General features: G+C 58.4%; 18 protein-coding genes, 2 tRNA genes, 1 other RNA gene and 3 pseudogenes. 14 read left to right on the top strand and 10 right to left on the bottom strand.

From position 1 onward, the window contains the following. The 9 genes and pseudogenes from REA38_RS13115 to exoX all read left to right on the top strand — a co-directional run. Positions 1–389 (top strand): annotated as a pseudogene (locus REA38_RS13115) (hypothetical protein); the annotation flags it as partial. 52 nt (positions 390–441) lie between these two features. Continuing rightward, entirely contained in the window at positions 442–693 is a 252-nt protein-coding gene (locus REA38_RS13110; RefSeq protein ID WP_308886011.1) for a hypothetical protein, read from the top strand. Next, a complete protein-coding gene (locus tag REA38_RS13105) occupies positions 686–1,168 on the top strand; it encodes a hypothetical protein (RefSeq protein WP_308886010.1) in 483 nt (160 codons plus the stop codon). Before REA38_RS13110 ends, REA38_RS13105 begins: the two co-directional genes overlap by 8 nt. A gap of 11 nt (positions 1,169–1,179) precedes the next feature. Further along, positions 1,180–1,587, top strand: coding sequence for a hypothetical protein (locus REA38_RS13100; protein ID WP_308886009.1), 408 nt, complete (start codon positions 1,180–1,182; stop codon positions 1,585–1,587). Beyond that, the gene (locus REA38_RS13095) at positions 1,587–1,907 is read left to right on the top strand and encodes a hypothetical protein (protein ID WP_308886008.1); all 321 of its coding nucleotides are present in this window, start codon (positions 1,587–1,589) and stop codon (positions 1,905–1,907) included. The genes REA38_RS13100 and REA38_RS13095 overlap by 1 nt, the downstream gene beginning before the upstream one ends. After that, the gene (locus REA38_RS13090) at positions 1,894–2,034 is read left to right on the top strand and encodes a hypothetical protein (protein WP_308886007.1); all 141 of its coding nucleotides are present in this window, start codon (positions 1,894–1,896) and stop codon (positions 2,032–2,034) included. The genes REA38_RS13095 and REA38_RS13090 overlap by 14 nt, the downstream gene beginning before the upstream one ends. Beyond that, positions 2,027–2,431: a hypothetical protein gene (locus REA38_RS13085; RefSeq protein ID WP_308886006.1), complete on the top strand. Its 405-nt coding sequence runs from the start codon at positions 2,027–2,029 to the stop codon at positions 2,429–2,431. The genes REA38_RS13090 and REA38_RS13085 overlap by 8 nt, the downstream gene beginning before the upstream one ends. Further along, positions 2,428–2,679, top strand: a complete 252-nt coding sequence (locus REA38_RS13080; protein WP_308886005.1) for a pyocin activator PrtN family protein — start codon at positions 2,428–2,430, stop codon at positions 2,677–2,679. The genes REA38_RS13085 and REA38_RS13080 overlap by 4 nt, the downstream gene beginning before the upstream one ends. A gap of 78 nt (positions 2,680–2,757) precedes the next feature. Beyond that, positions 2,758–3,330: pseudogene (exoX, locus tag REA38_RS13075) on the top strand (exodeoxyribonuclease X); the annotation flags it as partial. 35 nt (positions 3,331–3,365) lie between these two features. On the opposite strand, the gene REA38_RS13070 reads toward exoX, so the two are convergent. From REA38_RS13070 to REA38_RS13045, 6 genes are all read right to left on the bottom strand, one after another. Beyond that, positions 3,366–5,399: a S9 family peptidase gene (locus REA38_RS13070; RefSeq protein WP_033653828.1), complete on the bottom strand. Its 2,034-nt coding sequence runs from the start codon at positions 5,397–5,399 to the stop codon at positions 3,366–3,368. A gap of 68 nt (positions 5,400–5,467) precedes the next feature. Beyond that, positions 5,468–6,121: a tellurite resistance TerB family protein gene (locus tag REA38_RS13065; RefSeq protein WP_033638740.1), complete on the bottom strand. Its 654-nt coding sequence runs from the start codon at positions 6,119–6,121 to the stop codon at positions 5,468–5,470. Positions 6,122–6,271: 150 nt separating this feature from the next. Continuing rightward, entirely contained in the window at positions 6,272–6,850 is a 579-nt protein-coding gene (locus REA38_RS13060) for a molecular chaperone (RefSeq protein ID WP_033646428.1), read from the bottom strand. Between the two features lie 42 nt (positions 6,851–6,892). Beyond that, on the bottom strand, positions 6,893–7,630 hold the full coding sequence (locus REA38_RS13055) for a phosphatase (RefSeq protein ID WP_060425626.1): 738 nt from the start codon (positions 7,628–7,630) through the stop codon (positions 6,893–6,895). An 89-nt stretch (positions 7,631–7,719) separates the two neighbouring features. Beyond that, on the bottom strand, positions 7,720–8,661 hold the full coding sequence (gene ghrA, locus REA38_RS13050; protein ID WP_060429243.1) for a glyoxylate/hydroxypyruvate reductase GhrA: 942 nt from the start codon (positions 8,659–8,661) through the stop codon (positions 7,720–7,722). 126 nt (positions 8,662–8,787) lie between these two features. Then, on the bottom strand, positions 8,788–10,254 hold the full coding sequence (locus REA38_RS13045) for a peptide MFS transporter (protein WP_308886012.1): 1,467 nt from the start codon (positions 10,252–10,254) through the stop codon (positions 8,788–8,790). 447 nt (positions 10,255–10,701) lie between these two features. On the opposite strand from REA38_RS13045, the gene REA38_RS13040 reads away from it, so the two are divergent. From REA38_RS13040 to REA38_RS13030, 3 genes are all read left to right on the top strand, one after another. After that, positions 10,702–10,791 (top strand) — tRNA-Ser (locus REA38_RS13040). A gap of 471 nt (positions 10,792–11,262) precedes the next feature. Next, positions 11,263–11,352, top strand: a tRNA-Ser gene (locus tag REA38_RS13035). Between the two features lie 46 nt (positions 11,353–11,398). After that, positions 11,399–11,518, top strand: a non-coding RNA gene (locus REA38_RS13030) — RtT sRNA. Positions 11,519–11,737: 219 nt separating this feature from the next. Here the strand turns inward: REA38_RS13030 and REA38_RS13025 are convergent. Further along, on the bottom strand, positions 11,738–12,094 hold the full coding sequence (locus REA38_RS13025; protein WP_004928813.1) for a helix-turn-helix domain-containing protein: 357 nt from the start codon (positions 12,092–12,094) through the stop codon (positions 11,738–11,740). Between the two features lie 294 nt (positions 12,095–12,388). Here REA38_RS13025 and sdeA point away from each other — a divergent pair. Together sdeA and sdeB are read left to right on the top strand one after the other, a co-directional pair. Next, a pseudogene (gene sdeA, locus REA38_RS13020) lies at positions 12,389–13,574 on the top strand (multidrug efflux RND transporter periplasmic adaptor subunit SdeA). A 24-nt stretch (positions 13,575–13,598) separates the two neighbouring features. Further along, the gene (gene sdeB, locus REA38_RS13015; protein WP_039566581.1) at positions 13,599–16,742 is read left to right on the top strand and encodes a multidrug efflux RND transporter permease subunit SdeB; all 3,144 of its coding nucleotides are present in this window, start codon (positions 13,599–13,601) and stop codon (positions 16,740–16,742) included. 65 nt (positions 16,743–16,807) lie between these two features. Here the strand turns inward: sdeB and REA38_RS13010 are convergent, their stop codons facing one another. From REA38_RS13010 to REA38_RS13000, 3 genes are all read right to left on the bottom strand, one after another. Continuing rightward, positions 16,808–17,287 (bottom strand): Rrf2 family transcriptional regulator, encoded by a 480-nt coding sequence (locus REA38_RS13010; protein ID WP_025302433.1) that lies wholly within the window; start codon positions 17,285–17,287, stop codon positions 16,808–16,810. A gap of 264 nt (positions 17,288–17,551) precedes the next feature. Further along, positions 17,552–18,088: a glycine zipper 2TM domain-containing protein gene (locus tag REA38_RS13005; RefSeq protein ID WP_004928798.1), complete on the bottom strand. Its 537-nt coding sequence runs from the start codon at positions 18,086–18,088 to the stop codon at positions 17,552–17,554. Between the two features lie 357 nt (positions 18,089–18,445). Then, positions 18,446–19,750, bottom strand: coding sequence for an NAD(P)/FAD-dependent oxidoreductase (locus REA38_RS13000; RefSeq protein ID WP_004928794.1), 1,305 nt, complete (start codon positions 19,748–19,750; stop codon positions 18,446–18,448). Positions 19,751–19,972 lie beyond the last annotated feature (222 nt).

Raw genomic sequence — 19,972 nt, 5'->3', positions numbered from 1 at the left:
ATAACCTCAGTGTTGGCGGCTCCCTGGATTTGGAGGGCACAGGCATCACCAGCCTGCCGGATAACCTCAGTGTTGGCGGCTACCTGGATTTGCGCAGCACAGGCATCACCAGCCTGCCGGATAACCTCAGTGTTGGCGGCTCTTTCTATCTCGATCCTCAACGGATTAGCAATGTTTCATATCGCGAAAATTGCGGATATAGCTCGCGTACAATCTTTGCGGTCTGGATGGATAACACATTCAAAATCGCGGCGGGCTGTTTCTTTGACACCCTGGATGCATTTGAAGAAGCAGTTGATGGGAGTTATAGCGGTGATGCGGCTGAAACATATAAACAACATGCTCGTGATTGCATTAATGAATTAGTTAAAAAATTGAATAAAAAATAAACTAGAATATGTGGCGATAATTTTCATTGTGACATGTTACAAAGGACATCATATGACGGAAAATGAAGAATTAATTTATCTCCGTAAAAGAAATACAGAATTAGAGGCTAAGTTATCAGCTGATCCAGTGGCCTGGAAATATCGGCGCCGCATGGGTTGTGGTTCGGTTAGTGATTGGTTTTTGTCTCCAGCAAAACCAAATCCAAGTAAAAACATTTTAGATTTGCATCCGTTGATCGCTGGTGAAATGGAAGATTCCGAACTATCAATTTATTTTAAAAAGGATGAAAAAAATAATGATTGAATTAATAAAGCGCCCGGTTATTACATCTATTGCCGCGATTCCTGCAACATATCTTTGCCATACATGTAAAGAAGAATATCAAACAGAAAAAGAGGCTATTGATTGTTATAATCAGACTCCCATTAATGCCCCTGCTTATGTAGGGCAGATTGTACGGGAAAAATATTTTAGATTTGGCTGGTTTGATGGCGATCCCGCTTGGATTGCTGATCGCAGACCTGCTAAATCGGCAAGTGGTGAAGAGTTCCGTTTTTGGTATGTGGTTACAGCGGTTAATTTGGCAGATGCTAGGCAATGTCATTATGATATGCATCGTTGGTTAGTTTCAGTGAATACTTTAGCAGTTGGGCAACTTCATGGCTGGACTAGTGCAACTCATATTCAATTTGAAACTGTTTCAGATGATAAGATACCACAGGCAGTTAAAGATTCAGCGTTATTAGTTCCTAAAAAAATGGAGACTTCATTGCTATAGGGATTTTTAATATGAAAATAAAACCAGGAAAAATTTTTTATAGTTGCTGGCCGTATACAGATGATAAAGGCCGCGTAGAAATAACTATAGATGAATGGGAAGTTAGAAACATACGACGAAAACGAAATAGTCAATCACAATATGGTGTCCCTAAAGCATTTCCTAATGAAACACGATATGTAAATCTAACAATGCGCGGTTCACTGACGCAAGATAAAAATGGTTTATGGTTTAAGAATATCCCGGCATGTTGCCGATCTCAATTCCCTGAAGATAAAGGGCCGGGAGATTATTTATTTACTACTCAATTGCAAGCATTAAAATTTGCATTGACGGTGGCAGAAAGCCCAGCAGAAACACGGGCAGTAAAATCAAGAATAACCAAATTACGCAACGCTAAAAAGAAGAAAAATGCATAATGTTAAAGAATGAAGAATTGCAAAATATTGAAGAAACCGATCATGTTCAATGTGGTGATGCTGCCACAATGGCGCGAGAGCTTTTAGCCTGGCGTGGTATTAATCCACCAGCACCAATTATTAAAAGTTCTGATTCTGATCCACAACGTGAATTTTTCACTTGTAAGCCTTTAAATACAGATTCTGGTGAATTTTATATTATTAATCTTGGTAGTGTCCCAGGGCGAGAATTATCACTTTATAGAAATGAAGCGGAATCTCTTTATCTTAGTTTACGCGATGCATTAAGCATTAAGGAAGAAGGAAATGGGAATTCTTGAATTTATTGAAAATTTAGATCGTTATTCATGGGGCGCGATTATTTTAATTATTCTTTTAATCGTATGTTTATGCATTGATGCTTTTGAAGATGATGATGAATCATATGAGAGTGGCAACTATGACTGAAAAACAACTATCTAACCCAACAAATTATGATTTGTTGATGTTTTTGAAAGAAAACGGCGGTCATTATACACATAATGAACATCTTGATTTGATTAAAAGTAATTTCCCCAAAGCCAATATCGATATGCGGAGGATTTTAAATTTAAGAAATAGTGCAAAGCGTTCTATCAATGTTGATATTGATATTATCCAAAAGAACGTTGGTAGAACCAGGCAATACGAGATAAAAATTATTTCTGTTCACTCTGATTTTAAATCAGTTGCAACATCAAAGCGATGTAAAACAACAATTGCATCAAGGCAAAGAACGCTATTAAAAGATGAACCAAGAGAATCAATAGTAGCGATTAGATCAAGAATGATGTTTGATAATTTACTGTCTGGAGTTAGAAAATGAATACAATGTTTTTATTGCTTGCTGAATTTGAGAGCGCAACTATTAAATTATCTGTTGTTGCTGAGCGTTTCATGGGTATGCGCCCTGCTACAGCTGAGCAAAAAGCATCTGAGGGAAGATTACCGATCCCCACCTTCCGCGTGGGTGACACGCAAAAATCGCCGCGCCTGGTTCATGTTCAAGATCTGGCAAATTACATTGATATCCAGCGAGCAGAAGCACAAAGAGAGCTTGAGCGCTGCAAGTAATCCTTTCGGGGTGCCATTCCCAGCACCCCATTAGCACCCCCTGAAGTTATAACCAATTGAATAATAAAACAATACATTCCGATGAGCGATCTGGTCAGCCCGGATCGCCCCATCAGCCTCGACGCGATGGCGATTCATCACATCACCGAACAGATGGTGGAAGGCAAACCGCGCATTGCGGTGGCGATCGGCCGCTATCAGGGCAGCCCCTACTATGTGGCGCACAACGCCGCTTTCGATCGCGGCGTGCTGCCGGAGATGAACGGCGCCTGGATCTGCACGCTCAAACTAGCGCGCACGCTGTATCCGGACATCAAGTACGGCAACCAGTATTTGCGCTACGCACTGAACCTGGACGTGCAGCTGCCGGCAGACGCCACGCTGTACCCGCACCGCGCGCTGTACGACTGCTACGTCACCGCCGCGCTGCTGCAACGCATCATCAAGGATTCGGGCTGGACGCCGGAGCAAATGGTGCAGATCACCGAACAACCGGTGCTGCTGAAGAAGTTCAAATTCGGCAAGTATCGCGGGCAGGAGATCGATCGCATCGCCCAGGAAGATCCCGGCTATCTGCGCTGGATGCTGAAATCCATCGACGATCTGAGCCCGGACATGAAACACACGCTGAAATACTATCTGCTTGGCTAACATGGCGGGCGGCGCAGGCCGCCCGCCGAATGCCGTTACTCCGCCAGCGCCAGAATGAAGGCGTACTCCAGCGCAATATCCTCATAGGCCTTGAAGCGCCCGGACTTGCCGCCATGGCCGGCATCCATGTCGGTATACAGCAGCAGCTGCCGATCGTCGGTTTTCAGCTCGCGCAGCTTGGCCACCCACTTGGCCGGCTCCCAATACTGCACCTGCGAATCGTGCAGGCCGGTGGTCACCAGCAGATGCGGATATTCCTGCGCCTTCACCTGATCGTACGGGCTGTACTGCTTGATGTAGTCGTAATAGGCCTGCTCGTTCGGGTTGCCCCACTCGTCGTATTCGCCGGTGGTCAGCGGGATCGACTCGTCCAGCATGGTGGTCACCACGTCGACGAACGGCACCTGTGCCACCACGCCGTGGAACAACTGTGGCGCCTGGTTGATCACCGCCCCCATCAGCAGGCCGCCGGCGCTGCCGCCCATGGCGAACACCCGCTTGCCGTCGCCGTACCCCTGGGCAACCAGCGTTTCGGTTACGTCGATAAAATCGTTGAAGGTGTTCTGCTTGTTGAACAGCTTGCCGTCTTCATACCACAGCTGCCCCAGCTCGCCGCCGCCGCGAATGTGCGCCAGCGCGAACACGAAACCGCGATCGAGCAGGCTCAGGCGGCTGGCGCTGAACGCCGGATCCATGCTGCTGCCGTAGGAACCGTAGCCGTACACCATCAGCGGGTTGGCGCCGCGCTGGAAGCTGTCCTGGCGATACACCAGCGATACCGGCACCTCGACGCCGTCGCGTGCCTTCACCCAGACTCGCTCGCTGCGGTAGTTTTCCGGCGTGAAGTTCTTCACTTCCTGCTGTTTGAGCATCGTCCGCTCGCCGCTGTCCATATTCAGCTCGTACAGCGTGGTCGGGGTGGTCATCGACGAATAGCCGTAGCGCAGCAGCGCGGTTTCCGGATCCGGGTTGTACGCCAGCCAGGTGGTGTAAGTCGGATCGTCGAAGGCGATGCGCTTCTCTTCGCCAGTCTGCCAGTGGATCTGGCGCAGCAGCGTCAGGCCGGCGCTGCGCTCCTCCACCACCAGCCAGTCGCGGAACAGGCTAAAGCCCTCCAGCATCACGTCGGCGCGCGGGGCGATCAGCGTCTGCCACTGCGCTTCGTCCGCCTGTTCGCTTTGGTACAGGCCGAAGTTCTTGCCGTCCTTGTTGGAGCGGATGTAGAAATGCTGGTGATAGTGATCGATGGCGTATTCGTGATCCTTGCGGCGCGGCACGAACAGCTGCGGCTTGGCGTCCGCACGGTCGGCGTCCAGCAGCAGGATCTCCGAGGTGGTGGTGCTGCTCAGGTGGATCAGGATAAAGCGCTCAGAGGTGGTCTTCTCCAGCCCGACGTAGAAGGTATCGTCCAGCTCTTCGTAAATCAGCTCGTCCTGCTGCGGATCGCTGCCCACCACGTGGCGATAAACCTGATACGGCAACAGCGTCTTGGCGTGCTTGCGCACGTAGTACACCGTCGAGGAGTCGTTGGCCCACTCGAAGCTGCCGGAGGTGTTCTCCAGCACTTCGTCCGCCCAACTGCCGTCGGCAAGGTTCTTGAAGCGAATGTCATACTGGCGGCGCGACAGGAAATCCTCCGCCACCCCCAGCCGCTGGTTGTCGGGGCTGACGTCCAGCCCGCCCAGGGTGTAAAACTCGTGATTCTCGGCGCGCTGGTTGCCGTCGATAAGCACCTCCCAGCGCTCGCTCTCGGCCTGCGGCTGGCGCACGGAAATCGCGTATTCATTGCCCGGCTCATAGCGCGTCTGATAGCGATAGCCGTGGCGCACGTAAGGCACCGAATGTTCCTGCTGCGGAATGCGCGCCACCATCTCTTCGTACAGGGTTTCGCGCAGCGCCTGCTGCGGCTTCAGCATCGCATCGGTGTAGGCGTTCTCCGCCTGCAGGTAGTCCAGCACCTGGCGGTCTGCGCGCTCGTCGTCGCGCAGCCAGTAGTAGTCATCCACGCGCGTGTCGCCGTGGATGGTGATGGGATAAGGGCGTTTTTCCGCTTTCGGTGGGGTCATCATTGCTAAATCATCCGCTTACATAGATTGCGGCAAGAGTGACACGATTCCCCCCGGCTTGCCAAGCGGCGCTACGCCAGCTCGCGCTTTTTCTCGTTGACGTCGCTCTCGATGCCCTGCTTGACGTCCGCCGGGATCTTCAGCGCCTGCGCCAGCGCGTCGAGGTAGCCGCGCTCCATAAAGTGATCGACGTCGATCACCAGGCAGCTCAAATAGTAAACCTCCAGCGCCTCGTCTTCGTTTTGCACGCTGCGGGCGATCAATTCCGGGTTGAGCGGCTGCTCGATCGCTTCTTGCACCCAGCCCTGCGCCTCTTCCCCCACCTGCAGCTGCGCCAGGCTGTGATCGATGGCGCGCTGCTCGTCGGCATCGATATGGCCGTCGCTCTTGGCGGCGAACACCAGCGCCTGCACCAGGCGTTTGGCGCGCAGATCCACCGGCGTGGTTTGCAGGCCGAACTGCGGTTCGTCCTGATGGGTCTCTTTCACCCGCTGCTTATACTTGTTCCACAGCACCGCGCCCACCGCCGCGCTGCCGCCGATGATCAGCGCATTCTTGCCGAACTTGCCCACCAGCTTGCGCGAGGACTTGTTGGCCAACAGCACGCCGACCAGGCCGCCCAGCGCCGTGGGCGCCAGCAGCTTGCCGATGCCTTCCGCCCCGCCCATCGCGCCGGCCTTCTGCCCGATCAACGTTTGAATCTGCTGCATCCAGTTACTTTTCATCATCTGCCCCTTGCGTGAAAAAGCGCGGCGCGCAGGCGCGGCCGAGCCGACGGTAAACCGCCAGATTAAGGGATCTTTTGTCAATTTACGTCTGGGGGATGCAAACCTGTGTTTAGCGGGCCGGGCGGCCCGCCTGGGTAAGCTGCGGCGTTACGCTTCTTCGTCGCCCGCTTCGTCGTCCTGCTCGTACTCCGCCAGCTCGTCGCGCATCGCTTGGATGGCGTCGCGGGTCATCAGCGCCAGCGTGCGGTAAAAACCGGTGGTGGCGTGGGCTTCCACTTTGCCGAGGAAGCGGCCGCACCACGGCAGCAGGAACTCGTCGAACAGGGCGATCTGCGCCTGCGCTTCATCTTCCTGCGACTGATCTTCCAGCCAGGACGCCGCCAGCAGCAGCTGGCCGAAATGATCGGCCGGCGCCTCCGCCAGCGGCATGCCGCGCTGCTGCAGGAAGGTGCGCACATCCGCTTCGCTGGCGCCTTCGACGTAGTCGGAGCGGAACGGCGACACGCTGCATTCGCTGCCGACGAACATCGCGTTGAAGTCGGTCGCCAGCTGGTTGACGTCGCAGCCCTGCTGCAGGCGCTTCAACAGGTCATCCTGCTCCAGCGGCCAGTGCTGCTGCAGCTTGCCCTCTTTGATCAGCGCGAACAGCGGCACCAGCAGCGGATCCTGCGGCTGGCGGTAGAACAGCGTACCCAGCACGCGGCAGACAATGGAAAACTCATTCATGATAATGCCTTATACAATACGGAAAATTTTGCCGGGACGATGTCACAAATCGGCCAATTCCGCAATCGCCGGCTTGCCGCGCCGCTCGAGAAAGTCCAGCAACCGGCGCGGGCTGACGTTGAGAATACGCGCCTGCGGGAAGCCCACCTCGCTGATAATGCGCTCGCAGTGCTCAAAGTTACCCAACGAAAAGGCGACGTGCGAATCCGAGCCCAGCGCCAGCCAGCCGCCGGCATCGCGCACCGCGGCGGCGATCGCCCGGCAGTTGGCCTCGCTGCCCTTGCGGGAGTGGGTGAACGACGAGTTATTCAGCTCCAGCGCCACCTCGTATTTGGCCGCCGCCGCCGCGACGGCGGGAATGTCGATCGGGTAGCGCGGGTTGCCGGGGTGGCTGATGATATGCACGTCCCCCTGCGCCATCGCGGCGATCATCGCTTCAGTATTGGACGCTTTATCCTGCGGCGCAAACACCGGCTCATGGAAACCGGCGATGATCACGTCGGTGGCGGTCAACATCGGGCCGGTGCAGTCGATGTCGCCCTGCAGGTTTTTGATGTTGGCTTCGATGCCGCGCAAGATGCCCACGCCGTTCACCAGGCGCGGCCACACGTGCATGTTCATAAAGTGCCAGTAGTGCGGCGCATCGGCCATGTCCGGGCCGTGATCGGTGATGGCGAACAGCTTGATGCCCTTCTGCTGGGCTTCGGCGATGTAATCGTGCAGCGTGCTGTAAGCGTGGGTGCTGGCGACGGTGTGCATATGCAAATCAACGGGGTACATTGTTTCTCCTTCCAGAGGGCCGCCCGCAAAGGCACGGGCAGGCGCGATGACGATAACAGCTTATCAGCTACCGAACGGCGGCAGAAGGATCAGTACCCCCGTTGCCTGTCGACCACGCCGGCCGGGGCATGCCCCGCCTCCAGCGCGCGGATGTTGGCGGCGATCTGATCCATCGCCTGCTGCGGCAACGTGATGGCAGCAATATGCGGGGTAATGGTGACACGCGGATGACGCCAGAACGGGTGATCCTGCGGCAGCGGCTCGCGGGCGAACACGTCCAGCGTGGCGGCGGCCAGTTGCCCCTGCTCCAGCGCCGCCAGCAGATCGGCTTCCACCAGGTGCGCGCCGCGCGCGATGTTGATGAGATAGGCGCCCGAACTCAGCTGCGCGAACAGCTCGCGGTTGAGAATGCCGACGGTCTCCGGCGTATTGGGCAGCAGGTTGATCACCAATTTGACGCCATCGAGGAAGGCGGCGCGCTGCGCCTCCCCGGCGAAGCTTTGCACGCCATCGATCTGTTTGGCGCTGCGGCTCCAGCAGCGCACGCTGAAGCCAAACTCGGTCAGCTTGCGCGCCACGCTCTGCCCCAGCACGCCGGCGCCGAGGATGCCGATGGTGAAATCATCCAGCGAGTGCGGATCGAGCGGCTGCCACTCCTGCCGCTGCTGCAGCGCCTGATACTCGTCGAAACGGCGGAAATAGCGCAGCACATAGCTCAGCGCGTATTCCTGCATCTGCTGCGCCATGCCGGTATCCTCCAGCCGCAGCAGCGGCACGCCGGCAGGCAGCGTGCCGGGGTGTTTGCGCTCCTGATCGAGGATCGCGTCAACGCCGGCGCCGAGGGCGAACACCGCTTTCAGATCGCGGCGGTTGGCCAGCATCTCGTGCGGCGGGCGCCACACCAGCGCGTAATCGGCCGGCCGCTCGTCGCCGCGCTGCCATTCGCGGATCTCGGCCTGCGGCAGGCGTTGCTTGATGCCGGCCAGCCATTCCTGGGCGTTAAACAAGGGGTGGTAATAAATGATGTTCATACTGCGGGCTCCCGTTTGTTTTTATTGGTTTACCTCCAGCCTTCCGCGATTCGCCGCCGGATGCAAGCGTTAAAGCCCAAAATAAAAACAGCCCCGACCAGTGGGGCTGTTGTGCATGTTAGCCAATCAGGCGGCAGACGGGCCGTCGCGCCGGATAAGGCGCCGCAACAGCGGAATGAGAATCAGCATCGCCACGCCGACGCCCGTCGCCCCCCAGCCCAGCGCGCTGAAGATTTCGCTGTAGCCGGGGTTGGTCTGCGGCGGCGTGCTGCCGCTGTTTTCCGGCATCAGGCCGGAGACGTAGCCCGCCAGCACCGAGGCGACGCCGGTCACCATCATCCAGCAGCCCATCATCACGCCCTGATAGCGCGGCGGCGCCAACTTGCCGATCATGGCGTAACCGATCGGCGAGATCATCAATTCACCGACGCTTTGCAGCACATAGCTGATGACGATCCATTTAAACGCCACCAGCCCATCGCCGCCCGCCATGCTGATGCCCAGCGGCAGCACCAGCATGCCGAGCCCGATACAGAACAGCGATCCGGAGAACTGCAGCGGAATGTCGATGTTGCAACCTCGAGCGCGCAAGCGGTTGAACCACCAGGCCAGCAGCGGGCCGCCCACCACGATCACCAGCGTGTTGATGTTCTGGATCCACTGCGGCGCCACCTGAATGCCGTAAACGTTCAGGTTGATGTTGTGCTCGGAGAACAGCATCAGCCCCATCGGCGCCAGCTGGTACAGCGCCCAGAACACCAGCGAGCCCAGCGCCAGGATCAGATAGGCCGCCATTCTGCGGCGCTCATCGCGCGGATGGTGGCGCAGCGTCACCACGCACAGCATCAGGAAGATCAGCGCGCCGAGCACGATCACGAAGTGGCCGCTGAACTCGGCGTGGGTCAGCATCACACGGATGATCGGCACCAGCGCCACCAGTACCGCCAGCCCGACCAGCATGCGCCAACGGTATTGGCTGCGGCTGGCGTCGCGCAGCGGCGTATTGAGATCCGCCAGAATGCGCCAGCGGCAGACGGCGACGACGATCGCCGCCGCGTTGCCCAGCGTGGCGAACAGGAACAGCGCGCGATAGTTTTCCGTCAGTTGGAAATAACCGGCGACGGTAAAGCCGACGAAGAACCCGAGGTTCATGCCGGCGTAGTTCCACAGGAACGCCGATTCGCGCCGATCATCGTCCGGCTTGAAACGCTGGGTGAGCATCATATTGATGCAGGTAACGTTGAGGCCGCTGCCGGTCAGGAACATCGCCAGCCCCCAGTACAGCCCCCACACGCCCGCGACGGCAATCAGCGCGCAGCCGATCACCTGCAGCACCATGCCGAGCACGAACAGATTGCGGTTACTGAGGAATCGGCCGCCGAGGTAACCGCCGAACATGTGCAGGCCATAGTTGAAGGCGCCGAACACGCCCATCATGGCGTTGGCGCTGCTTTCGTTGAAGCCCAATCGCTTGGTGGCGTACAGCACCAGCGTGGAGTAGAGCACGGCGAAGCCTAGCGTGGCGAAGATCTGGATGAAGAACAGCGCCCCCGCACCGGGGGGAATGGCATGGCGCGCTTGCGGCGCCGGTATGGCATCTGAAGGAGTCACAACGAACCTCTACTGCATTATTATGTAATGAGTCTGTCCCTGTCTGCGATATCGCCGGCCTGTCACCCGGCAATCTGCGCGGCGTCGTGATATTCCTTGCCAAAAACGCCGCGCCGACATGATTCCATTTAGCGACACATCTGACTAATAATCCAGTATTAATGCATATAACAGCAAACAACCCAACCTCAGTGGCGATATATTGAGCTATCTGTGCAGAAAAAGTTCAAGCGATCGTCTTTCATGGATTCTTACCGCTGCCTGCCCTGCCCGCTGGCGGCCGCGAGTGGGAATATCGTTCGGTAAATCAGCAAATTGCTGCAAGTTTGGCTAAATAGTCATGAGAATGAAATAAGAGGGTTGACGCTGAGATCAGATTCTCCTACATTAGCGCCCGTCGACAGCGCAAAGCGTTTTCGACAACAAAACGGTGAGGTGTCTGAGTGGCTGAAGGAGCACGCCTGGAAAGTGTGTATACGCGAAAGTGTATCGAGGGTTCGAACCCCTCTCTCACCGCCAAATTTAAAGAGAAAGCCTGGATTCACGTCCAGGCTTTTTTATTTGCATGGCGCACCGCCGAGAGGGGCGAGAAGCCTCGACAGGGTTCGACAAAACGCCTGCGTTTTGGACCGCCAACGGCGGCCCGCAGGGTGAGCGCAGCGAATCAAGCCCTCTCTCACCGCCAAATTCAAAGAGAAAGCCTGGATTCGCGTCCAGGCTTTTTTTTTGCATGATGCACCGCCGAGAGGGGTGCACTGCGCATCTCCCCCCGCTCTGTGACCGCGATTCTCATTTCCGCCGGTTATCCACGAACCTTACCGCTGATTTTCTCGCCTATTCATGACATCTGCCCTGCGTTCGCCGCAGTTTTCAGCAAAGTGCGCACGGCTTGAGCGGACGAACAAAAACACAGAAATTATTCTTGACCGGATCGGCCCCACTCCCTATAGTAGCGCCCCGTTGCAGCGATGATTTCGCAACAAAAAATATGGTGAGGTGTCCGAGTGGCTGAAGGAGCACGCCTGGAAAGTGTGTATACGCGAAAGTGTATCGAGGGTTCGAATCCCTCCCTCACCGCCATATTCTACGAAGAAGCCTGAACTCACGTTCAGGCTTTTTTGTATGCATGGCGCACCAACCGGGAGGGTGAGAACCCTCGACAGGGTTCGACAAAACGCCTGCGTTTTGGACCGCCAACGGCGGCCCGCAGGGTGAGCGCAGCGAATCAATCCCTCCCTCACCGCCATATTCTACGAAGAAGCCTGAACTCACGTTCAGGCTTTTTTGTATGCATAGCGCACCGACCGGGAGGGTGAGAACCCTCGACTGGGTTCGACAAAACGCCTGCGTTTTGGACCGCCAACGACGGCCCGCAGGGTGAGCGCAGCGAATCAATCCCTCCTTCCACATAGACAAAAAAGCCCGAACGCAAATTCAGGCTTTTTTATCCCCACTGCCCAACCGCTCAGTGGTGCGTGCGCCCCATAGACGCCGGCTGCGCCAACGCGCGGCGCCAGTCGCCCGGCGTTTGGCCGAACTGGCGTTTGAAGCTGCGGTTGAACGACTGCTGTGAGTCGAAGCCGAGCGAAATCGCCACGCTGACGATAGGCTCGCCGCTGTTGGCCAGGCGCTCCGCCGACACTTTCAGTTTTTGCATGCGGATATACTCCCCCAGCGCGTAGCCGGTCTGGCGTTTGAACATGCGCTGCAGGTGCCATTTGGAATAGCCCGCGCGATCCGCCACGGTGTTGATATCCAGTTTCTCTTCCAGATTGTTGTCGATCCACGCCTTCAAATCGGTAATAAAGCCCGTAGTGTTCATGCTGATGCTCCCATCATTTGGCAGGGTTCCCCTCTGCCCGATGCACATACGTTGCAACAGTTTCGCTTTAAATGCAATTTTTATTATTGCATTTACCGGAAAGCCGCCACTATACTCCACCCAATTAATGTAACCGATATTGATACATTAATGTGACACCAATGTGTTTCAAAACCTAACGCTGCGCCGCTGCACGGCACAGCCGCCCCCTCACCACACGCCGGCGCGGGGCGAATCCCGGAGAACAGGGCCGGGTATGGGGCCTGACCGCACTTACTCATCGGAATAAAAATAATGGCAAATCAACCAAACTCATCGTTCAACGCCGGCGGCCGCGCGCGCGCCGTCGCTCTGGGCCAGCGGCTTTCCGGGGTGGCGCTTGGCCGCCCTGCTCGCCGGGTGCGACAACAGCGTCGCGCACAACGCCCCGCCACCGCCGCCGGTGGTCAGCGCCGCCAGCGTGGTGGTCAAACCGATCAGCCAGTGGGATGCCTTCAACGGCCGGGTCGAAGCGGTGCAGAGCGTGCAGCTGCGCCCACGGGTCTCCGGTTACATCGAACGGGTCAACTACACCGAAGGCGACGAGGTGAAAAAAGGCCAGGTGCTGTTCACCATCGACGATCGCACCTACCGCGCCGCACGCGAACAGGCGCAGGCCGAGCTGGTGCGGGCTCGCAACCAGGCCGCCCTGGCGCGCAGCGAATCCTCGCGCACCGAGAAACTGATCGGCACTCAGGCCATCTCTCAGGAAGTCTGGGAACAGCGCCGGTCATCCGCCGCGCAGGCGCAAAGCAACGTGCTGGCAGCGCAAGCTCAGCTCGACATGGCGCAGCTGAACCTCGACTTTACCCGTGTTACCGCGCCGATTGACGGGCGCGCCAGCCGCGCAATGATCACCGCCGGCAACCTGGTCACCGCCGGCGACAGCGCCAGCGTGCTGACGACGCTGGTGTCGCTCGACAAGGTCTACGTCTATTTCGACGTGGATGAAGCCACCTTCCTGCGCTATCAGCAGCAGGGCCGGCACGACGCGCGCCTGCCGGTGAAGGTCGGCCTGGTGGGCGAAGACGGCACCCCGCATCAGGGGCTGGTGGATTTCACCGATAACCAGCTGAACGCCGGAACCGGCACCATCCGCATGCGCGCCCTGCTCGACAACCGCGATCGCCGCTTCACGCCGGGGCTGTTCGCCCGGGTACAGATGCCCGGCAGCGCCGAGTTCAACGCCATGCTGATCGACGATAAAGCGGTGATGACCGACCAGAACCGCAAGTTCGTTTACATCGTCGATAAAGACGGCAAAGCGCAGCGCCGCGACATCGACGTGGGCCGCATGGCCGAAGGATTGCGCATCGTGCAGAAAGGGTTGGCAAACGGCGATCGGGTGATCGTCGACGGCATGCAGAAAGTGTTTATGCCGGGCATGCCGGTCGACGCGAAAACCGTCGCCATGAACCCTATCGCTTCCGCACTTAACTAAGCTCCCAGCAGAGACTTCTGACCCATGGACTTTTCCCGCTTTTTCATCGACCGACCGATCTTTGCCGCGGTGCTGTCGATACTGATTTTTGTCGCCGGGGTGATAGCCATCCCGCTGCTGCCGATCAGCGAGTACCCGGACGTGGTGCCGCCCAGCGTGCAGGTGCGCGCAGAATACCCGGGCGCCAACCCGAAAGAGATCGCTGAAACGGTGGCCACGCCGCTGGAAGAAGCGATCAACGGCGTCGAAAACATGATGTACATGAAATCGGTCGCCGGTTCCGACGGCGTGCTGGTGACCACCGTCACCTTCCGCCCCGGCACCGATCCCGATCAGGCCCAGGTGCAGGTGCAAAACCGCGTGGCGCAGGCCGAAGCGCGCCTGCCGGAAGACGTGCGCCGCCAGGGCATCACCACCCAGAAACAGTCCCCGGCGCTGACGCTGGTAGTGCATCTGGTCTCGCCTTCCGGCAAGTACGATTCGCTGTACCTGCGCAACTACGCCACCCTGAAGGTCAAGGATGAGCTGGCCCGCCTGCCGGGCGTCGGCCAGGTGCAGATCTTCGGCGCCGGTGAGTATGCGATGCGCATCTGGCTCGATCCGAACAAGGTCGCCGCGCGTGGGCTGACCGCCTCCGACGTGGTGAGCGCCATGCAGGAGCAAAACGTGCAGGTCTCCGCCGGCCAGCTCGGCGCGGAGCCGATGCCGACGCGCAGCGACTATCTGCTGTCGATCAATGCCCAGGGTCGCCTGCAAACCGAAGAAGAGTTCGGCAACATCATCCTCAAGAGCGGCGACAACGGCGAGATCGTGCGGCTGCGCGACGTGGCGCGCATCGAAATGGGCTCCGGCAGCTACGCGCTGCGCGCCCAGCTCAATAACAAGGATGCGGTCGGTATCGGTATCTTCCAGTCGCCGGGCGCCAACGCCATCGAGCTGTCGGACGCGGTGCGCGGCAAGATGGCCGAGCTGGCGACCCGCTTCCCGGATGGCATGAGCTGGAAATCGCCTTACGATCCGACGGTGTTCGTGCGCGATTCGATCCGCGCGGTGGTGGATACGCTGCTGGAAGCGGTGATCCTGGTGGTGCTGGTGGTCATACTGTTCCTGCAGACCTGGCGCGCCTCGATCATTCCGCTGTTGGCGGTCCCGATCTCCGTGGTCGGCACCTTCGCCGCGCTGTATCTGCTGGGCTTCTCGCTCAATACCCTCAGCCTGTTCGGGCTGGTGCTGGCGATCGGCATCGTGGTGGATGACGCCATCGTGGTGGTGGAAAACGTCGAGCGTAATATCGAAGAGGGGCTGTCGCCGCTGGCGGCGGCGCACCAGGCGATGCGCGAGGTTTCCGGCCCGATCATCGCCATCGCCGTGGTGCTGTGCGCGGTGTTCGTGCCGATGGCGTTCCTTTCCGGCGTTACCGGGCAGTTCTACAAGCAGTTCGCCGTCACCATCGCCATCTCGACGGTGATCTCCGCCATCAACTCGCTGACCCTGTCGCCGGCGCTGGCGGCACGCTTGCTCAAACCGCACGGCGCGCCGAAAGATCTGCCGTCGCGCCTGATCGACCGGCTGTTCGGCTGGCTGTTCCGGCCGTTCAACCGCTTCTTCGCCAGCAGTTCGCAACGCTACCAGCGCGGCGTCTCCCGCGTGCTGGGCCGGCGCGGCGCGGTGTTCGTCGTCTACCTGCTGCTGCTGGCCGCCGCCGGGGTGATGTTCAAGACCGTGCCCGGCGGCTTTATCCCGACGCAGGACAAGCTGTACCTGATCGGCGGCGTGAAAATGCCGGAAGGCGCCTCGCTGGAACGCACCGATGCGGTGATCCGCAAGATGAGCGCCATCGGCCTGAGCGTGGACGGCGTCACCGATGCGGTGGCTTTCCCCGGCCTGAACGCGCTGCAGTTCACCAATACGCCGAATACCGGCACGGTGTTCTTCGCGCTGGAGTCGTTGAGCACCCGTACCCGCACCGCGGCGCAGATCAACGCCGAGATCAACGCGCGCATTTCACAGATCCAGGAAGGCTTCGCCTTCTCAATCATGCCGCCGCCGATCCTCGGCATCGGCCAGGGCTCCGGCTATTCGCTGTACGTGCAGGATCGTGCCGGGCTGGGCTACGGCGCGCTGCAAACGGCGATCAACACCATGTCCGGCGCCATTATGCAAACGCCGGGCATGGGGTTCCCGATCTCCTCATATCAGGCCAACGTGCCACAGCTGGACGCCAAAATCGATCGCGACAAGGCCAAGGCGCAGGGGGTGCCGCTCAATGCGCTGTTCAGCACGCTGCAGACCTACCTCGGTTCGTCTTATATCAACGACTTCAACCGCTATGGCCGCACCTGGAAGGTGATGGCGCAGGCCGACGGCCAGTTCCGCGACAGCGTAGAGGACATCGCCAACCTGCGCACCCGCAACGACAAGGGTGAAATGGTGCCGATCGGCAGCATGGTCAACATCGGCACTACCTACGGCCCGGATCCGGTGATCCGCTATAACGGCTTCCCGGCGGCGGATCTGATCGGCGACGCCGATCCGCGCGTGCTCTCTTCTACCCAGGCGATGGGCGCGCTGACGCAGATGGCCGGCAAGCTGCTGCCGAACGGCATGAACATCCAGTGGACCGATCTGAGCTATCAGCAATCGACCCAGGGCAACGCCGCGCTGGTGGTGTTCCCGGTGGCGGTGCTGCTGGCGTTCCTCGCGCTGGCGGCGCTGTACGAAAGCTGGACGCTGCCGCTGGCGGTGATCTTGATCGTGCCGATGACCATGCTGTCGGCGCTGTTCGGCGTGTGGCTGACCGGCGGCGACAACAACGTGTTCGTGCAGGTCGGGCTGGTCGTTCTGATGGGGCTGGCCTGCAAGAACGCCATTCTGATCGTCGAGTTCGCCCGCGAGCTGGAAATGCAGGGCAAAGGCATCGTCGAGGCGGCGCTGGAGGCCTGTCGCCTGCGGTTGCGGCCGATCGTGATGACCTCCATCGCCTTCATCGCCGGCACCATCCCGCTGATCCTCGGCCACGGCGCCGGCGCCGAGGTGCGCGGCGTCACCGGCATCACGGTGTTCTCCGGCATGTTGGGAGTCACCCTGTTCGGGCTGTTCCTGACGCCGGTGTTCTACGTCACGCTGCGGCGCCTGGTGGCGCGCAAAGCGCAGCCGCAGACCGTCTGAACGCGGCGTTAAAATGTAAAAAGGTCGGGCATTGCCCGACCTTTTTTTATGCATGCGAACCGCGATTATTTGTCTGCGGTTTCAGCCTCTTGCGCGGCGGCGTACTCCGCGCAGGCGCGCTTGTCGCCCCGCTCCAGTTCGGCCAGCGAATCGGCCACGGTATGGCGCGCCAACACCGCAAGCGAAGCCTGTTCGGCTTCGTTCACCACCGATTTGAAATACCAGCAGGCGTTGGCGCTCACCAGGCAACGGGCCGGCACTTCAGGGCGGGAAGCCCAGATGCGCTTGTCGTCGATCACCGCCAGATAGATGTCCCGCAGGGTGATCTCTTCCGCCGGGCGGCCGAGGTGGATAGAGCCGTTGCGGCCCAGGGTGGAAACGATGATGCCGTCTTTGGTCAGCGGCACCATCAGTTTGCGGATAAAGCTGGGGTTGGCTTCCAGAGCGGCGGCAAGGGTGGCGCTCGTCGAACGCATGCCCTGCTTCTCAGCTACGGCGACGCTAAGGACCATTTGCAACGCTGTCGGAAAGCGAAAATCTAACATGTCGTTATCTCTGCGAGACGAAATACTCAGGTTTGGCCGGTGTGGCGATTGGCGCCGATAACACCGCTTAATTGCACAATAATATAACAAACGCGGGGGCTTTTTTGAAGTTTTGCCCAGTGATATCGCACGCAGACATTAGAACGATCGCAAATTGTTGGGCGGGCAGAAAACAGAAACCCGCGTCAATGTTAACGCCACTCGCTTAACCGGGTTAAACGATCAGAACTAACACTGCCCGCGGGCTTAATTCGAATGTGGCGATCAGGCTCTGTTCAGCACCAGCTGGCCGTTTTTATCCAACGGGATTTGCGTGCCCGGATCGTGATCCATGCGGATCTTGCCCTGCTGATTGCCGATCTTGTAGGTCACGTCATAGCCCAGCATTTTCTGAGACTTGTCATAGACCGTTTTGCAACGCTGCTGCACGCTGGTGGTGACGTCGTTATTCTGCATCGCCCCTTGCACCTGGTTACCGGCATAGCCGCCGCCCAGCGCGCCAACCACGGTCGCCACGTCGCGCCCGCGGCCGCCGCCGAACTGGTGGCCGATCACGCCGCCCGCCACTGCGCCCAGCACAGAACCGGCGATGCGGTTTTCATCCTGCACCGGCGCACGGTGCGTAACGGTGACGTTGCGGCATTCCTGACGCGGCGTTTTGATGGTTTCTTTAATCGGCGTTGCGGCGAGCACCTGCGCATATTGCGGACCGGCAGAAAAGACGTCCAGGCTGGCTACCGCGGCAATCCCCAGAGCGGCAGCGATACCAATTCCAACACCGGCTAACATTGACTTGTTCACAGGAAACCTCCTGAAAGTGTTACCACGCATTTTTTCCGGGGTCTGTTACCGGCATGGCACCGCGCTTATTATTTAGCGCGTGGGCGGCTTGCGGTATCCCGGTTTACGGCGTGCGCGACGCGCCGTCTGTAAACGAGGTAAAGTCTGCACAATGATCTGAAGCCCCGCAATAAGACAAGGGGACCAAAAATGCGGGAAAACGGCCGTTTTTCCGCTGTTTAGGAGGAATCTTAAGAATTTTACCCATACCGACGACAGCTTATGCTGAAGAATCAAGCAACCGCCGCCGATCGCCTCGCGCCGCCATAAAAAAACCCGCGCGGGCGAACCGGCGCGGGTTGGTCGACAAAGGCGGGATCAGTGCATTTTCAGACGTGGGCGGATCACCCGGTTGATGCCGCCCACCAGCATCATCAGGCCGGTTTTGATGTAACCGTGCAACGCCACCTGGTGCATGCGGTACAGCGAGATGTAGACGAAGCGCGCGATGCGCCCTTCCACCATCATCGAGCCGCGCATCAGGTTGCCCATCAGGCTGCCGACGGTGCTGAAGCGCGACAGCGACACCAGCGAGCCGTGGTCTTTATACACGTATGGCTTCAGCGTCTGGCCGTTCATCAGCGCCAGAATATTGGTGGCGCAGCGCGAGGCCATCTGGTGCGCCGACTGGGCGCGCGGCGGCACGAAACCGCCGCCCTCTTTCGGGCAGGAGGCGCAGTCGCCGATGGCGAAGATGTTCGGATCGCGCGTGGTCTGCAGCGTTGGCTCCACCACCAGCTGGTTGATGCGGTTGGTTTCCAGGCCACCGATATCCTTCATGAAGTCCGGCGCCTTGATGCCGGCTGCCCACACCATCAGATCGGCGTCGATGAACTCGCCGCCCTTGGTGTTCAGGCCTTTGGCATCGGCGCTGGTCACCATGGTGTTGGTCAGCACGCGCACGCCCAGTTTGATCAGCTCCTGGTGCGCCGCAGCGGAAATGCGCGGCGGCAGCGCCGGCAGAATGCGCTCGCCGGCTTCTACCAGCGTCACGTTGAGCGCGCTGTTGTCCAGGCCTTCGAAACCGTAGCTGTGCAGCTGCTTCACCGCGTTGTGCAGTTCGGCGGACAGCTCAACGCCGGTGGCGCCGCCGCCGACGATGGCGATGTTGACCCGCTCTTTTTGCCCCGGCTGCGCCGAGAACTTCAGGAACAGGTTGAGCATTTCGTTGTGGAAGCGACGCGCCTGATGCGGGTTATCCAGGAAGATGCAGTGCTCTTTCACGCCCGGCGTACCGAAATCGTTCGAGGTGCTGCCCAGCGCCATCACCAGAATGTCGTACGGCAATTCGCGCGCCGGCACCAGCTCACCGCCCTGCTCGTCGCAGATCTGCGCCAGCTGCAGCGTTTGCGTCTCGCGGTTGATGTTGGTCAACGACCCCAGTTGGAAACTGAAATGGTGGTTGCGCGCGTGCGCCAGGTAGCTGAGCGCATCCACGCCGTCATCGAGGGAACCGGTCGCCACTTCGTGCAACAGCGGTTTCCACAAATGGCTGTGGTTGCGATCCACCAGCGTGATCTCCGCTTTGTTCTTGCGGCCAAGTTTATGGCCCAGGCTGGTCGCCAGCTCCAAGCCACCGGCGCCGCCGCCAACAATAACGATTTTCTTCTTTGGCGTTGTCAAAATAACCCCCTAAATGTGAACCATTTGTTATTCCAGGGTAAATAAATAATATCCTTAGAATACATAGGGTTCGCTTAAAATAAATCGGCTCTCTGAGGCCAGAATAACATGTGAGGTTATTTGGTCATACCAAAATTGACGTACATCAAATTTTTTTGGTTAAAGGCTGGACGCGAGGATTTTTTGGCGATTGTGATTCAAATAGTTAGCGCTGAGTCACAG

It is taken from the genome of Serratia sp. MF1(2023), assembly GCF_030954545.1.
GTDB lineage: Bacteria > Pseudomonadota > Gammaproteobacteria > Enterobacterales > Enterobacteriaceae > Serratia > Serratia sarumanii.
This window is presented reverse-complemented; position numbering and strand designations above follow the sequence as displayed.

What these genes read in the sequence shown, in the direction of transcription:
- REA38_RS13110 (WP_308886011.1), top strand. Translation starts at nt 442, where the DNA reads ATGACGGAAAATGAAGAATTAATTTATCTCCGTAAAAGAAATACAGAA.
- REA38_RS13105 (WP_308886010.1), top strand. Translation starts at nt 686, where the DNA reads ATGATTGAATTAATAAAGCGCCCGGTTATTACATCTATTGCCGCGATT.
- REA38_RS13100 (WP_308886009.1), top strand. Translation starts at nt 1,180, where the DNA reads ATGAAAATAAAACCAGGAAAAATTTTTTATAGTTGCTGGCCGTATACA.
- REA38_RS13095 (WP_308886008.1), top strand. Translation starts at nt 1,587, where the DNA reads ATGTTAAAGAATGAAGAATTGCAAAATATTGAAGAAACCGATCATGTT.
- REA38_RS13090 (WP_308886007.1), top strand. Translation starts at nt 1,894, where the DNA reads ATGGGAATTCTTGAATTTATTGAAAATTTAGATCGTTATTCATGGGGC.
- REA38_RS13085 (WP_308886006.1), top strand. Translation starts at nt 2,027, where the DNA reads ATGACTGAAAAACAACTATCTAACCCAACAAATTATGATTTGTTGATG.
- REA38_RS13080 (WP_308886005.1), top strand. Translation starts at nt 2,428, where the DNA reads ATGAATACAATGTTTTTATTGCTTGCTGAATTTGAGAGCGCAACTATT.
- REA38_RS13070 (WP_033653828.1), bottom strand. Translation starts at nt 5,399, where the DNA reads ATGATGACCCCACCGAAAGCGGAAAAACGCCCTTATCCCATCACCATC.
- REA38_RS13065 (WP_033638740.1), bottom strand. Translation starts at nt 6,121, where the DNA reads ATGAAAAGTAACTGGATGCAGCAGATTCAAACGTTGATCGGGCAGAAG.
- REA38_RS13060 (WP_033646428.1), bottom strand. Translation starts at nt 6,850, where the DNA reads ATGAATGAGTTTTCCATTGTCTGCCGCGTGCTGGGTACGCTGTTCTAC.
- REA38_RS13055 (WP_060425626.1), bottom strand. Translation starts at nt 7,630, where the DNA reads ATGTACCCCGTTGATTTGCATATGCACACCGTCGCCAGCACCCACGCT.
- ghrA (WP_060429243.1), bottom strand. Translation starts at nt 8,661, where the DNA reads ATGAACATCATTTATTACCACCCCTTGTTTAACGCCCAGGAATGGCTG.
- REA38_RS13025 (WP_004928813.1), bottom strand. Translation starts at nt 12,094, where the DNA reads ATGAACACTACGGGCTTTATTACCGATTTGAAGGCGTGGATCGACAAC.
- sdeB (WP_039566581.1), top strand. Translation starts at nt 13,599, where the DNA reads ATGGACTTTTCCCGCTTTTTCATCGACCGACCGATCTTTGCCGCGGTG.
- REA38_RS13010 (WP_025302433.1), bottom strand. Translation starts at nt 17,287, where the DNA reads ATGTTAGATTTTCGCTTTCCGACAGCGTTGCAAATGGTCCTTAGCGTC.